The 11,985-nt window shown below is 71.9% G+C and carries 13 protein-coding genes; 5 read left to right on the top strand and 8 right to left on the bottom strand.

Going from position 1 to position 11,985, the window contains the following annotated elements; all coding sequences use genetic code 11:
* Positions 1 to 639: 639 nt before the first annotated feature.
* Positions 640 to 858, bottom strand: coding sequence for a hypothetical protein (locus BLQ91_RS40175; RefSeq protein WP_143022573.1), 219 nt, complete (start codon positions 856 to 858; stop codon positions 640 to 642).
* A 261-nt stretch (positions 859 to 1,119) separates the two neighbouring features.
* Here BLQ91_RS40175 and BLQ91_RS41120 point away from each other — a divergent pair, with 261 nt between their 5' ends.
* The 5 genes from BLQ91_RS41120 to BLQ91_RS09580 all read left to right on the top strand — a co-directional run bounded on the left by BLQ91_RS41120 (position 1,120) and on the right by BLQ91_RS09580 (position 6,264).
* A complete protein-coding gene (locus BLQ91_RS41120; protein WP_176959644.1) occupies positions 1,120 to 1,272 on the top strand; it encodes a hypothetical protein in 153 nt (50 codons plus the stop codon).
* 649 nt (positions 1,273 to 1,921) lie between these two features.
* A complete protein-coding gene (locus BLQ91_RS09595) occupies positions 1,922 to 3,748 on the top strand; it encodes a sigma-70 family RNA polymerase sigma factor (RefSeq protein WP_090096734.1) in 1,827 nt (608 codons plus the stop codon).
* A gap of 65 nt (positions 3,749 to 3,813) precedes the next feature.
* Positions 3,814 to 4,866: a DUF1996 domain-containing protein gene (locus BLQ91_RS09590; RefSeq protein ID WP_218130207.1), complete on the top strand. Its 1,053-nt coding sequence runs from the start codon at positions 3,814 to 3,816 to the stop codon at positions 4,864 to 4,866.
* A complete protein-coding gene (locus tag BLQ91_RS09585) occupies positions 4,866 to 5,402 on the top strand; it encodes a DUF305 domain-containing protein (protein ID WP_176959643.1) in 537 nt (178 codons plus the stop codon). Before BLQ91_RS09590 ends, BLQ91_RS09585 begins: the two co-directional genes overlap by 1 nt.
* A gap of 37 nt (positions 5,403 to 5,439) precedes the next feature.
* A complete protein-coding gene (locus BLQ91_RS09580; protein WP_143022572.1) occupies positions 5,440 to 6,264 on the top strand; it encodes a lipoyl protein ligase domain-containing protein in 825 nt (274 codons plus the stop codon).
* A gap of 1 nt (position 6,265) precedes the next feature.
* Here BLQ91_RS09580 and BLQ91_RS09575 read toward each other — a convergent pair whose 3' ends face one another.
* The 7 genes from BLQ91_RS09575 to BLQ91_RS43315 form a co-directional block, all read right to left on the bottom strand.
* Positions 6,266 to 7,474, bottom strand: a complete 1,209-nt coding sequence (locus BLQ91_RS09575; RefSeq protein ID WP_090096372.1) for a PP2C family protein-serine/threonine phosphatase — start codon at positions 7,472 to 7,474, stop codon at positions 6,266 to 6,268.
* 110 nt (positions 7,475 to 7,584) lie between these two features.
* Positions 7,585 to 8,631: an ABC transporter ATP-binding protein gene (locus tag BLQ91_RS09570; RefSeq protein WP_090096371.1), complete on the bottom strand. Its 1,047-nt coding sequence runs from the start codon at positions 8,629 to 8,631 to the stop codon at positions 7,585 to 7,587.
* On the bottom strand, positions 8,628 to 9,428 hold the full coding sequence (gene modB, locus BLQ91_RS09565) for a molybdate ABC transporter permease subunit (RefSeq protein WP_090096370.1): 801 nt from the start codon (positions 9,426 to 9,428) through the stop codon (positions 8,628 to 8,630). The genes BLQ91_RS09570 and modB overlap by 4 nt, the downstream gene beginning before the upstream one ends.
* A complete protein-coding gene (gene modA / locus BLQ91_RS09560) occupies positions 9,425 to 10,192 on the bottom strand; it encodes a molybdate ABC transporter substrate-binding protein (protein WP_090096369.1) in 768 nt (255 codons plus the stop codon). The genes modB and modA overlap by 4 nt, the downstream gene beginning before the upstream one ends.
* 5 nt (positions 10,193 to 10,197) lie before the next feature.
* Complete coding sequence (locus tag BLQ91_RS09555; protein WP_090096368.1) at positions 10,198 to 10,596, bottom strand: TOBE domain-containing protein; 399 nt, start codon at positions 10,594 to 10,596, stop codon at positions 10,198 to 10,200.
* Positions 10,597 to 10,703: 107 nt separating this feature from the next.
* Complete coding sequence (locus tag BLQ91_RS09550) at positions 10,704 to 11,792, bottom strand: YeiH family protein (RefSeq protein WP_090096367.1); 1,089 nt, start codon at positions 11,790 to 11,792, stop codon at positions 10,704 to 10,706.
* Positions 11,792 to 11,923: a hypothetical protein gene (locus BLQ91_RS43315; protein WP_281199325.1), complete on the bottom strand. Its 132-nt coding sequence runs from the start codon at positions 11,921 to 11,923 to the stop codon at positions 11,792 to 11,794. The genes BLQ91_RS09550 and BLQ91_RS43315 overlap by 1 nt, the downstream gene beginning before the upstream one ends.
* Between the last annotated feature and the right edge of the window lie 62 nt (positions 11,924 to 11,985).

The raw sequence follows: 11,985 nt of genomic DNA, 5'->3' as shown, positions 1-11,985 counted from the left end.
CCGGAACCTCCAGTTCCAGGCGATTTGACTCAACGCGGGAACAGGTAACCAGCCTGTTCGCGCGGTGTACAGAATCGCTCGTTCGACAAACATGCCCCCTGCGTCATCCGCCGACTCACAGATTCACGTGGCACGCACGTGAATCCTCGATCAACCGGAAGCGTCCGCCCCAAAGAAAACCCCCGTGTCACATCGGTGACACCCGCAGATTAGCCATCACCGCGACCGGGACGGATCCGCCGAACAGTCGAATTTCAGGTGCTGTGCAATTCAACAAGTTCCGAGCCGACGTATCGACGCGCGCGAGTACCAGTCACCTCGTGCATCCGCACACGCACTCCCTGCGATCAGGGTCTCCGATGGCTCGCGCCGCACACGAACGAGCGATCACCCCTTTTGGCCACCTCAGAAGAATCGCCATTTCGCCCACATTCAGGCCACGTAGCAGATAGGGTTCCGCACCACGAGCCCGAGACCCGGGACCTTCGAACCCGACCCCGACGACACTGCGCCCTCCGACGTGGAATGGCGCAAACCAGACACCCCGATCATGGGACCCCGCGCTGGTCGTCGCACCATAACGGCTCGACAGATCGATTCAGCGCCGATAGATCCCATCGACGCACCGGCGCTCGGCGCTCAGACCTGGCCGGACACACCCGCGACCAGCGAAGCCTCGTGGCGATCCAATTGAGACACTTCGCGCCGCACTGCCGCGTTGCGGTCGACACGACGACGCCAGTTCGGACGAAACCTCTCATCCGGCCAAATCCGGACAGCCTTGCGATGTGTCGCGCACCGGTCCTGCGGCATGACGTCCGCGTCGTTCTCGCTGTCGAACCGCATCGACAGCGACACCGGAGAAAGATACGTAGAACCGCGAATTCCACGCGCGCTCCAATTCCCACCACACGGAAAATCACAGAATTCTCTTCACATCACCCACACCTCTTTTTGCCATAAGTGTTCCTGATGTCCTTCCACATCGGCGGCGAATGCCGCCGATCGGAGCAAAGGGGGTGAGTCGACCATCTACAGCATCGTGAACGCGCGTGCCAGTGGCCGAAGAACGCGGATGGCCGCGGCCTCGAGGGGAGAACGCTGACGGCGCAGGACGCGGTGGCGCGCGGAAGTGGGGCCGCACCGCTCGCGCGACGCCCGGTGGCGGTGGTCGCGGTGCTCTACGCGGCCCTGGTGTTCCCGTTCGCCGGGAGCTACGGGCTCATGGCGGACGAGCTGTACTTCCGGATGCTGGGCGACGACCCGCGCTGAGGTTACTTCGACCAGCCCGCCCTCGCGCCGCTGCTCGCGAAGGCGGGCGCGGTGCTGTTCGGCGACTCGGCCTGGGGCGTGCGGGTGCCCGCAGCTGGGGCGGGACTTCCGCCAGTGCACCGCCGTGGCGCAGATCGACAACGGGTACGGCCTGCAGTCCCAGGAGCAGGGCAGGACGATCTCCGTCTGCCGCGGTCCGCGCGCACCCTGGACCGAGCTCTGGCCGGGAGACCGGCTGGTGGGGCCCTACTGGAGATCGCCGCGTCCAGCCCGCTCCGGCGTCCGCCGGTCCACCCGGTGGGGCCGCCCGCCCAGCGCTGCCCGACTTGACCCAGCGCGCCGCGGCCGGCGGCCTCACCGAGCCGGACCGGCGGCGCGCGGCAGCTTTGGTCCGCCTGACCTCGCGGTCCCAGCTCACCCGGCACCTCCCGCTCACCCGACCTCGCCGGCAACCCGCCTCGCAGACCTCCGTGCCCCCAGCCCCGTCCCACCCGGCCTCACACGGCCCGAGACCCCCACCGTGCTCTACTTCCCCTGTCCGACGAGCCCGTGCCCAACCGGATCCAACTCGTCGAAAATTTTTCGTTATTGCCGCGTCCCGAGGACATCTCCTGGTCAGAGGACTTCTGGATCGGCAAGTGAGGTGGGCATGGCGGTGGCCGAGGAACCCGGCGTCGCGACGGTGGTGGCCGCGCGCGACGGTGACCAGCGCGCGCTCGACGACCTGGTGAGCGGGTACCTGCCCCTCGTCTACAACATCGTGGGCCACGCGCTCGGCGGGCACGCCGACACCGACGACGTCGTCCAGGAGACGATGTTGCGGGCGGTGCACGGGTTGACCGGGTTGCGGGACCCGGCGGGGTTCCGGTCGTGGCTGGTCGTGATCGCCATGAACCAGATCCGGCTGCGCCACCGCGAACAGCAGCGCGTGCCGGTCACCGGTCCGGTGCCGGAGGACGTGGCGGACCCCGGTGCGGACTTCGTCGACCTCACGATCATGCGCCTGCAGCTGTCGGGGCAGCGCCGCGAGGTGGTCGCGGCCACGCGGTGGCTCAGCGCGGACGAACGCGAGCTGCTGAGCCTCTGGTGGCTGGAGGCTGCCGGGCGGCTCACCCGCGCGGAGGTCGCCGAGGCGCTCGAGCTCACGCCGCAGCACACGGCCGTGCGCGTGCAGCGGGTCAAGGCGCAGCTGGACGCGGCGCGCATCGTCGTGCGGACGCTGGAGAGCACGCCGCGCTGTCCCGAGCTGGCCGAGGTGCTGGCCGACTGGGACGGTGACCCGAGTGCGTTGTGGCGCAAGCGGATCGCCCGGCACAGCCGCGGCTGCCGCCGGTGTGAGCGCTGCGGGTACGACCTCGCGGCGGTGGAGGGGCTGATCGCCCGGCTGCCGCTGGTGCCGCTGCCCGCCGCGCTGGCGTTCGACCCGGCGGCGCTCGGCGGCACCCAGACCTCCATCTCGGCCGTTCCCGCGGACCCGGTCACGACGGGCAAGATCGGGCTGCTGTTCAAGGGCGCGCTGGTCAAGCCCATCGCGGCCGCGGCGGCGGTGGTGGTGGCCGCGGGGATCGTGGTCGCCGTGCTGCCCTCGCGCGAGGAGCCGGTCGCGCAGGTCACCGTCACCAGCACATCGGTCGCGCCCACGACCACCACGACGACGACCACCTCGTCCGCACCCGCGACCACGACGACGACCACCACCACCGTCCCGCCGCCGGTGCCCGCCGCTCCCCCGACCGCCGTCGCGGCGTCGGTGAAGAAGGGCGTCAGCACCTGGAACTTCGACGGCGTCGGCAAGGCGCTCGGCGACGTGCGGGCCGGCTGGTACTACAACTGGGCCGCGCACCCGGACGGCGTCACCGCGCCGAAGAACGTCGAGTTCGTGCCGATGATCTGGGGCGCCAAGTCCACCGACGACGCCACGATCGCCCGCGCGAAGGCAGGCGGCAAGGTGCTGCTCGGGTTCAACGAGCCGGACTTCCCCGAGCAGGCGAACATGACGCCGGAGCAGGCGCTCGACCTGTGGCCCAAGCTGGCGGCGACCGGGCTGCGGCTCGGCAGCCCCGCCGTCGCGCACAGCGGTGACAAGGCGGGTGGCTGGCTCGACCGGTTCATGACCGGTGCCGCCCAGCGCGGCCTGCGCGTCGACTTCATCGCGGTGCACTGGTACGGCTCGGACTTCAGCGACGCCGCCGTCGGCCACCTGAAGAACTACCTCGAAGCGGTGCACAAGCGGTACGGCAAGCCGGTGTGGCTCACCGAGTACGCGCTCATCGACTTCTCCGGCGGCTCACCGCGCTACCCGACCCAGGCGCAGCTCGCGGCGTTCGCCCGCGGCTCCAGCGCCATGATGGAAGGCCTCCCCTACGTCGAGCGGTACGCGTGGTTCGCGCTGCCCGCCGACAAGCCGGGCACCGGCCTCTACGCCCCCGGTGGCACCCCGAACCAGGCCGGTCAGGCCTACCGCGACGCGGGCTGAGTCCCTCCGCTCGCCGATCCCGCACCACCCCTGTGTCAGTTCACCCTGCCCGAAAGGACTTCTCCATGTCCCCCGTCCCCACCTCCCGGCTGCGGCGACGCGTGCTGATCGCCACCCTCGCCGTGGCGGGTGTCGTGGCGTCCGCGGTCACCGCGAACGCGATGTTCTTCTCGCCGCCCAAGCCGCGGCCGAGCGCCGTCTCCACGACGACCACGGCCACGACCACCACCTCGCAGCACCGGACGGCCGCTCCGGCGACGTCCGCGCCCGCGGAGCCCGGCACTTCGGTTCCTGCGGCAGCTCCGGCGACCACCAAGGCCGCCGCTCCCCTGCCGCCGCAGGAACCGATCCCCCCGAACGCCGTGCGCGTCGCCGAGTTCGTCGCCGAGTGCCCGTTCACGCACCGGCTCCCGGACGACCCGATCGTCATGCCGAACCTGCCCGGCGCGTCGCACCTGCACAGCTTCTTCGGCAACGTCTCGACCAACGCGCACTCGGACATCGCGAGCCTGGAGAAGGCCACCAGCACGTGCAGCCCGAAGGCCGACCTCTCGTCGTACTGGGTGCCGACGCTGCTGGTCGACGGCCAGCCCGTCGAACCGACCGGCACGACGTTCTACTACCTCGGTGAGGGCGTGCGCGACGACGTGATCGCGCGCACCCAGCCGCTGCCGTACGGGCTGCGGATCGTCGCGGGCAACGCCAAGGCCACCGCGCCGGACGGCAGCACGCAGTCGCGCTGGTCGTGCTTGCACGCGGGCCACGTCGGCGCCTCCAAGGACTTCGTGAACTGCCCCGCCGGCACGATGATCGAGTCCTACCTGGACTTCCCGCAGTGCTGGAACGGCAAGGACCTCGACTCGCCCGACCACAAGAGCCACATGTCCTACCCGGTCGCCGGCGACTGCCCGGCCACGCACCCGGTGCCCGTGCCGAAGCTGCGCCAGGTGCTGCGCTACCCGGCCAGCGGCGACCCCGCGCGGTTCAAGCTGTCCTCCGGCCCCGGCTTCACGATGCACGGCGACTTCTTCAACGCCTGGCCGCAGACCGAGATGGCGCAGCGCGTGCGCGACTGCATCAACCGGATCGTCAAGTGCGGACCGAACGGCCGCCCGTAGTGCGAGCTCTCGTCGTCGCGGCGGCGCTGGTGGTGGTGACGGGCTGCGGGACTTCGCGGCCCGCACCGCCCGGTGCACCCGCGAGCCCGGCCGCCGCGGACCTGGGTGCCACGGACCTGGCATTCGTGGACCTGGTGATCCCGCAGAACGAGTCCGCGCTCGCCGCGCTCGCCCTGACGGCCACCAGGCCCGGTTCGGCGCTGCGCCCGGTGGCGGACCGGCTCGGTGAGGACTACCGCGCCGAGCTGGCCCTGGCGCGGGAACTGCTCGCCCGCGCAGGCCGTCCGGAGTCCGGTCAGCACGAGGGTCACGACATGCCGGGCATGATCACGGCCGCCGAGCTGGCGGCCGTCGGGGCCGCCGACGGCGAGGCGTTCGACGAACACCTGGAAGCGTTGCTGCGCACGCAGTCCGAGGAGGCGTGCACCGTGGCGCGCGCCGAGCTCTCGTCCGGCACCAGCGCGACGGCACGGGAGCTGGGCGCGCGCATCGAACGGTCGCGAGCGGAGTTCCTCGCTCTCCTGGGAGCGCCCTGACCGGGTGCCCGGCCGGGACGTGGCCGAGAATCGCGGTGTGCCGACCGCTGAGAACCTCGACCACGCCCGGCTGCTCGTGACCGGAAGCGCCGGTCACGCCGTCACCGAGCTGGTGACCCCGGCGCTGCTGCTGCGCACCCCCGGTGCGGCGTGGTCCGAGCTCGTCCACGTCTACGTGCCGGACGGCCCGACCGTCGCGTTCAGCGGCCGCGACCTGCGCTCCCCCGGCATCGCCGACGCCACCGAGGTCGCCAGGGCGGCGGGCTTCGAGACGGTCGTCCGGTCACCGGGCGGGCGCATGGTCGCCTACGACAGCGGTGCCGTCGTGATCGACCACCTCGACCGCACCACCGACATCCGGCACGCGGGCAGCGCGACCTTCGCCGCGAACGCCGGGAGCCACGTGCGGGTGCTCCGCGACCTGGGCGACGTCGACGCCCGCATCGGCGAGGTGGACGGCGAGTACTGCCCCGGCGAGCACAGCATCAACGTCGGTGGCACCGCGAAGGTCGTCGGCTCGGCCCAGCGCGTCACCGCCACCGGTTCGCTGTTCAGCACGGTCGTCCAGGTCGTGGTCTCCGACCGGGTGCGGGCGGTGATCACGGACGTCTCCGAGGCGCTCGGCTACGACCTGCGGCGCAGCTCCATCGCGGGGCTGGCCGACTACGCGCCGGCGCTCACCGCCGAGGAGGTCGCCGCGGCGTTCGCGGCGGACTACCGCTCCCGGCTCTCCCTGACCGGCGGACCGCTGCCGGCCGAGGTGGCCGCACACGCGGCGAAGGCCCTGCCGGGCGCGGAGAGGCCGTTCCACGTCGACGACTGGACCCGCGCGAACCCGGTGCCGCGCTCACACCACCCGTAGGTCACCCGCTGCGCCGGATCGCCACCAGCGCGATGTCGTCGGTCGCCGGCTGGTCGCCCACCATCGTGGCCATGACCTGGATGCACGCGGCCTCCGGCTCCATCGCGCTCACCGCCTGCCGCAGGTGCTCCATTCCGGAGTCGAGGTCCTGCCCGCGGCGCTCCACCAACCCGTCGGTGTAGAGGACGACGAGGGTGCCCGGCGGGACGTCGACGCCGGTGCTGCGGCGGCCGGAGATGCCGAGGTCGAACCCGACGGGCGGGCCGACGTGGGTCGACGCGAACCGGGTCTCCTCACCCGGCACGGCGATGACCGGCGGCAGGTGCCCGGCTACGGCGAGCGTCATGCGGTGGGTGGCCGTGTCGATGATCGCGTAGGCGACGGTGGCCATCGTGTTGTGCTCGAAGTGGCTCGCCTTGCGGTCGAGCTTGCTCAGCACCTGCGCGGGGTCGAGGTACTCCAGGGCGTAGGCGCGCAAGGCGCTGCGCAGCCGGCCCATCACGACGGCGGCCCGCAGGCCGTTGCCGACGACGTCCCCGATGACCACGCCGATGCGGTCGCCGGGCAGTTCGAACACGTCGTACCAGTCACCGCCGACACCGCTCTCCGCGCCGGCGACGTACCGCGCCGCGAGGTCCCAGCCCTCGGGGGCCGGCAGGCTCGCGGGCAGCAGGCTCTCCTGCAACAGCGTGGCGGCGGCGCGTTCGGACCGCGTGCGGTCCATGTAGACGGCCACGGCCAGGCGGTCGGCGACGAGCTGCAGCGCGTCGACCTCCTCGTCGGTGAACCGGCGCGAGGTGGTGCTGCCGACGTGCAGGACCCCGGTCAGCTCGCCCTCGGCGATCATCGGCACACCGAGCAGCACGCGCAGACCGTGCTCCCACAGCAGCGGGTTGACCACGGTGGACGGGTCGACTTGCTCGATCTGCACCGCTTCCCGGAGCTGGGCGACACGGCCCGCGAAGCCCTTCCCGACGGGCACCCGCGCGCCCTGGAAGACCTCCTCCTCGAGCCCGGTGGTCGCCCTCGCGACGAGCTGCGTGCCGCCGCGGTCCACCAGCAGGACGGTGGCGGTGTCGACCGCGAGCAGTTCGCGGGTCCGCTCCAGCAGCACGTCCAGGAGCTTGTCGAGGTCGAACTCCTTGAGCGCGCTGTCGGTGACGGCGTCGAGGACGCGCAGGCGGATCGGTGCACTTCCGGACTGGACCATGCCACCTCTCCGTCACTCCGTGCCCACGAGAGTACTGCGCGAGGTGGAAGGACGCCTTGCACGTCCCGGTCGTCCGCGACTTCCCGCTCGGCTCCGCGCAGCCCCGGTCGTCAGATCGGGTAGGTGTGCGTCTCGGTGGCTTTCACCGCGGCCCACAGCTCGTCACCGGGACGCAGCCGCAGCTCGGCGAGCGTCGCCGTGGTGATGTCGGCGAGCACGGCCGGGACGCCGTCGAGCCGCACCCTGGTGGTGTGGGCGTGCTGCTCGATCGCGGCGACGGTGACGGGCCAGGCGTTGCGCGGGCTGCCCGTCGGCCGCCGCGGGTGCAGGCTGACCGCGGTCGGCGGGAACACCACGTGCACCGGTCCGTCGACCGGCGCCGGGATGGTGAGGCTGCCGCCGCCGTCCAGGTCCACCGCGGTGCCGGAGGCCGTGCCGCGGTAGAAGTTCAGGCCGACGAGGTTCGCGACGTAGTCGGTGCGCGGCTGCCTGGCGACCACGGCAGGCGGGCCCTGCTGGACGGCGCGTCCGTCCTCGAGGATCACCAGCCGGTCCGCGAGGACCATGGCGTCGAGCGGGTCGTGCGTCACCAGCAGGGTGTGGCCGCCGAAGTCCGCGAGGTGCCGGCCCAGTTCCGACCGCACCTGCAGGCGGGTGCTCGCGTCGAGCGCGGCGAGCGGTTCGTCGAGCAGCAGCAGGCTCGGGCCGGTGGCGAGCGCCCGGGCGAGGGCGACGCGCTGGGCCTGACCTCCCGACAGGGAACGGGGTCTGGCCCGGGCGTGCCCGGCCAGCCCCACGCGGTCGAGCCAGCGCGCGGCCTCCGCCCTCGCCTCGGCGCGCCGGGTGCCGCGCGCCCGGAGGCCGAAAGCCACGTTCTCCAACGCGGACAGGTGCGCGAAGAGCAGGTAGTCCTGGAACACCACACCGATCGGGCGCTTCTCCGGCGGGACGAACGACTCCGGGGAGTCCCAGGTGGACTCACCTGCCGTGATGCGCCCCGACGTCAGCGGCAGCAGTCCCGCCAGCGCCCGCAGTGCGGTGGACTTGCCGGCGCCGTTCGGGCCGAGCAGGGCGACGACCTCCCCCGGCGCGATGGTCAGGTCGAGGTCGAGGGTGAAGTTCCCGCGCGTGACGCGGAGTTCGGCGCGCAGGGTCATGTCGGCCCGCTGATCCACCGGTCGCGCAGACCGGCCAGCACCCCGACGGACACCAGCAGCAGCACGATGCTCAGCACGATCGCGGCGTCCGGATCCGTTTCGAGGGCGAGGTACACCGCGAGCGGCATGGTCGTCGTCTCACCGGGGAAGTTGCCCGCGAACGTGATCGTCGCGCCGAACTCGCCGAGCGCCCGTGCCCAGCACAGCACGCCACCGGCCACCACACCGGGAAGCACGGAGGGCAGCGTCACGCGCCGGAAGGTGAGCCAGCGGGACGCTCCGAGCGTGGCCGCGGCCTCCTCGAACCGGGGATCGGCGGCCCGCAGCGCTCCCTCGACCGAGATCACCAGGAACGGCATGGCCACGAACGCCTCGGCCACGACGACCCCGGCCGTGGTGAACGGCAGCGAGATCCCGAACCACGCGTCGAGGTGCTGCCCGATCAGGCCGCGACGGCCCAGCACGAGGAGCAACGCCACACCGCCGACCACCGGTGGCAGCACGAGCGGCACCGTCACCAGCGCACGGAGGAACCCGCGACCCGGCAGCCCGGACCTCGCCAGCAACCAGGCGAGCGGGATGCCGAGCAGCAGGCACAGCACCGTGGCCAGCGAGGCGCAGATCAGCGACAGCCTCAGCGCCTGGCCGACCTCGGCGTTGAAGAGCTGACCGGCCAGGCTGCCCCACGGCGCCCTGACCAGCAGCCCGGCCAGCGGCACGAGCAGGAACGCCAGGCCGATGAAGGCGGGAAGGGCGAGGACGACCGGAAGCCGTCCCCGGGCTCGATGACGCGTCACGGGAGGACGAAACCGGCCTGGCCGAGCACCGAACGGCCCCGGGCGGACAGCACGAACGCGACGAAGGCCTTGGCCGCGGCCGCGTTCCGGGCCTTGGCGACCGGGGCGATCGGGTAGTCGTTGACGGCCTGGTCCGCCTCGGCGAAGTCGATGCCCTCGACCTTCTCACCCGCGGCCCTGACGTCGGTCCTGTAGACCAGCGCGCCGTCGACCTCCCCGAGCGCGACCTTGGTGAGCACGGCCTTCACGTCCTGCTCCAGCGTGTCCGGCGCGGGCGTCACCTTGGCGGCGTCGAACACCTTCCGCGACGCCGCGCCGCACGGCACCTGCTCCGCGCACAGGGCGATCTTCCTGTCGGCCACGGCGAAGTCGGCGAGCGCGGTGATCTTGCCGGGGTTGCCCTTCGGCACCGCGATCGCGAGCTTGTTCCTCACGAACGTCGTGGGCGTGTCCGTGATGGCCCCGGTGTCGGTGACCTGCTTCATGTTCGCGGGCGCCGCCGAGGCGAACACGTCCGCGGGGGCGCCCTGGTTGAGCTGCTGGGCGAGCGCCGAGCTGGCGGCGAAGTTGAACTTCACCTCCGTGCCGGGGTTCGCGGCCTCGAAGTCCTCGCCCAGCCGGGCGAACGCCTCCGTCAGCGACGCCGCGGCGAAGACGGTCACGCCGCCGCCTGCCTTCCCGCTGTCCGATGTGGACGGCGCGGCCGGGCCGCAGCCGGCCAGGACCAGCACCGCACCGGCGGTGGCGAGCACGCTCGCGCGCATGGGGCTCAAGCCTCCGGGATTTCCACGACGACGTTGGTGGACTTGATCGACGCCACGGCGACGCTGCCGGCCTCGAGCCCCAGCTCGTCGGCGGCCTCGCGGCTCATCAGCGACACGACGCGGAACGGCCCGGCCTGCATCTCGACCTGCGCCATGACGCCGTCCTTGACGACGCGGGTGACGATCCCCCGCATCCGGTTGCGGGCCGAGGCGGCGACGGTGACGCCGGGTTCGGACGACTCCGTCAGCCGCTGCGCGAACGCCGCGAGCTCCTTGCCGTCGATGGCCTTGCGGCCGTTCTCGAGCGTCGTGGACGTCAGGCGCCCGTTGTCGATCCACCGCCGCACGGTGTCGTCGCTGACGCCGAGCAGTCCGGCCGCCTCGCTTATCCGCAGATTCGGCATGAGAACATCCTAGACTCCGCTTTTGCGGATGCAAGGCCCGGATCGTGGCCGGCTTCGCGGCGGTGCCGCCGGCAACGCACCGGCGGCACCGCCCGACCCGCTCACCTCTACCCGCCGAACCCCGCGAACAGCACGCTGGCCAGGCCGAGACCCACCGCCAGGTTGAACACGGTCGCGCCGGCGAACACGCCGATCGGCTTCCACCCGGCCTCGCGCAGCGGCGCCACCCGGAACTCCAGGCCGATCGACACGAACGCCAGGATCAGGAACAGCGTGCGCAGGTCGTTGACCGTGGTGATCACCGACCTGTCGCCGCCGGACTCCAGGAACACCGTCGCGATGACGGACGCCGCCAGGAACCCGAGCACGAACTTGGGAAAGCGCTCCCACAGCGCCCGGCCGCTCACCTTCGCGTCACCGGTCCGCTCGACCTTCAGCGCGAAGTAGGCGGTCAGCGCCACGGCGACGACGCCGAGCAACGCGTTCTGCGTCGTCTTGACGATCGTGGCGATCTGCAACGCCTCCTCACCGACCAGCGCGCCGGCGGCGCTCACCGCCGCGGTCGTGTCGATGTTGCCGCCGATCCAGGCGCCCGCGACCGCCGTGGACAGCCCGAGGGCGTCGACCAGCAACGGCAGGACGAAGATCGACGGCAGCGCGAAGATGATGACCAGGCTCGCCGTGTACGCGAGCTGTTCGCGTTTGGCCTGCACCGCGCCCGCCGCCGCGATGGCCGCGCTCACGCCGCAGATCGACACGGCCGACGACAGCAGCGCCCGCAGCTTCGAGTCGAGGCCGAGCTTGCCGCCGAGCCACCACGTGAAGCCGAAGACCAGCGCGATGAGCAGGAACGCCTGGGCGATCGCGGGCCCGGCCGCCTTGACGACCACCGCGAAGTTGATCGACGCGCCGAGCAGCACCAGGCCGGTCTTGATGAAGAACTCCGTGCGGAACCCCGCGGCGAGCCTGTCCCGCACCCCCAGTCCGGCCAGCACCGCGTTGCCCAGCAGGCCGAGCAGGATCGCGTAGACCGGGTACTCGACGCTCTTCGCGATGCCGCCGAGCCACGTGCCCTTGGTGAACACCGGGACGTTCTGCTCCAGGTAGCGGGTCAGCGCCGCCAGCACCACGACGACGACCGCGCCGCCGACCGCCCGGAGCAGCCGAGGACGTCGCCCCGTCTCGACTTCCGCCATCACGGCACCAGCCAGCCGGGCACGACCCGCGCCAGCACCAGGACCAGGAGCACCAGTCCGGCGATCGTCGCCGCCCAGTCCTCGTTCACCGCGAGCCTGCGCTCGCGGCCGACACCCTCTTCCGCGCTCACGCCGCCCCTCCGTCCACTCGTGGTGGCGGCAATGGTCAGAGCAGCGGAGCAGGTGCGGCAAG

This window comes from Lentzea jiangxiensis (assembly GCF_900104175.1).
Classification (GTDB): domain Bacteria; phylum Actinomycetota; class Actinomycetes; order Mycobacteriales; family Pseudonocardiaceae; genus Lentzea; species Lentzea jiangxiensis.
Note: the sequence above shows the minus strand (reverse complement) of the source record. Positions and strands in the feature narration are given on the sequence as shown.

What these genes read in the sequence shown, in the direction of transcription:
- BLQ91_RS09595 (WP_090096734.1), top strand. Translation starts at nt 1,922, where the DNA reads ATGGCGGTGGCCGAGGAACCCGGCGTCGCGACGGTGGTGGCCGCGCGC.
- BLQ91_RS09590 (WP_218130207.1), top strand. Translation starts at nt 3,814, where the DNA reads ATGTCCCCCGTCCCCACCTCCCGGCTGCGGCGACGCGTGCTGATCGCC.
- BLQ91_RS09575 (WP_090096372.1), bottom strand. Translation starts at nt 7,474, where the DNA reads ATGGTCCAGTCCGGAAGTGCACCGATCCGCCTGCGCGTCCTCGACGCC.
- BLQ91_RS09570 (WP_090096371.1), bottom strand. Translation starts at nt 8,631, where the DNA reads ATGACCCTGCGCGCCGAACTCCGCGTCACGCGCGGGAACTTCACCCTC.
- modA (WP_090096369.1), bottom strand. Translation starts at nt 10,192, where the DNA reads ATGCGCGCGAGCGTGCTCGCCACCGCCGGTGCGGTGCTGGTCCTGGCC.
- BLQ91_RS09555 (WP_090096368.1), bottom strand. Translation starts at nt 10,596, where the DNA reads ATGCCGAATCTGCGGATAAGCGAGGCGGCCGGACTGCTCGGCGTCAGC.
- BLQ91_RS09550 (WP_090096367.1), bottom strand. Translation starts at nt 11,792, where the DNA reads ATGGCGGAAGTCGAGACGGGGCGACGTCCTCGGCTGCTCCGGGCGGTC.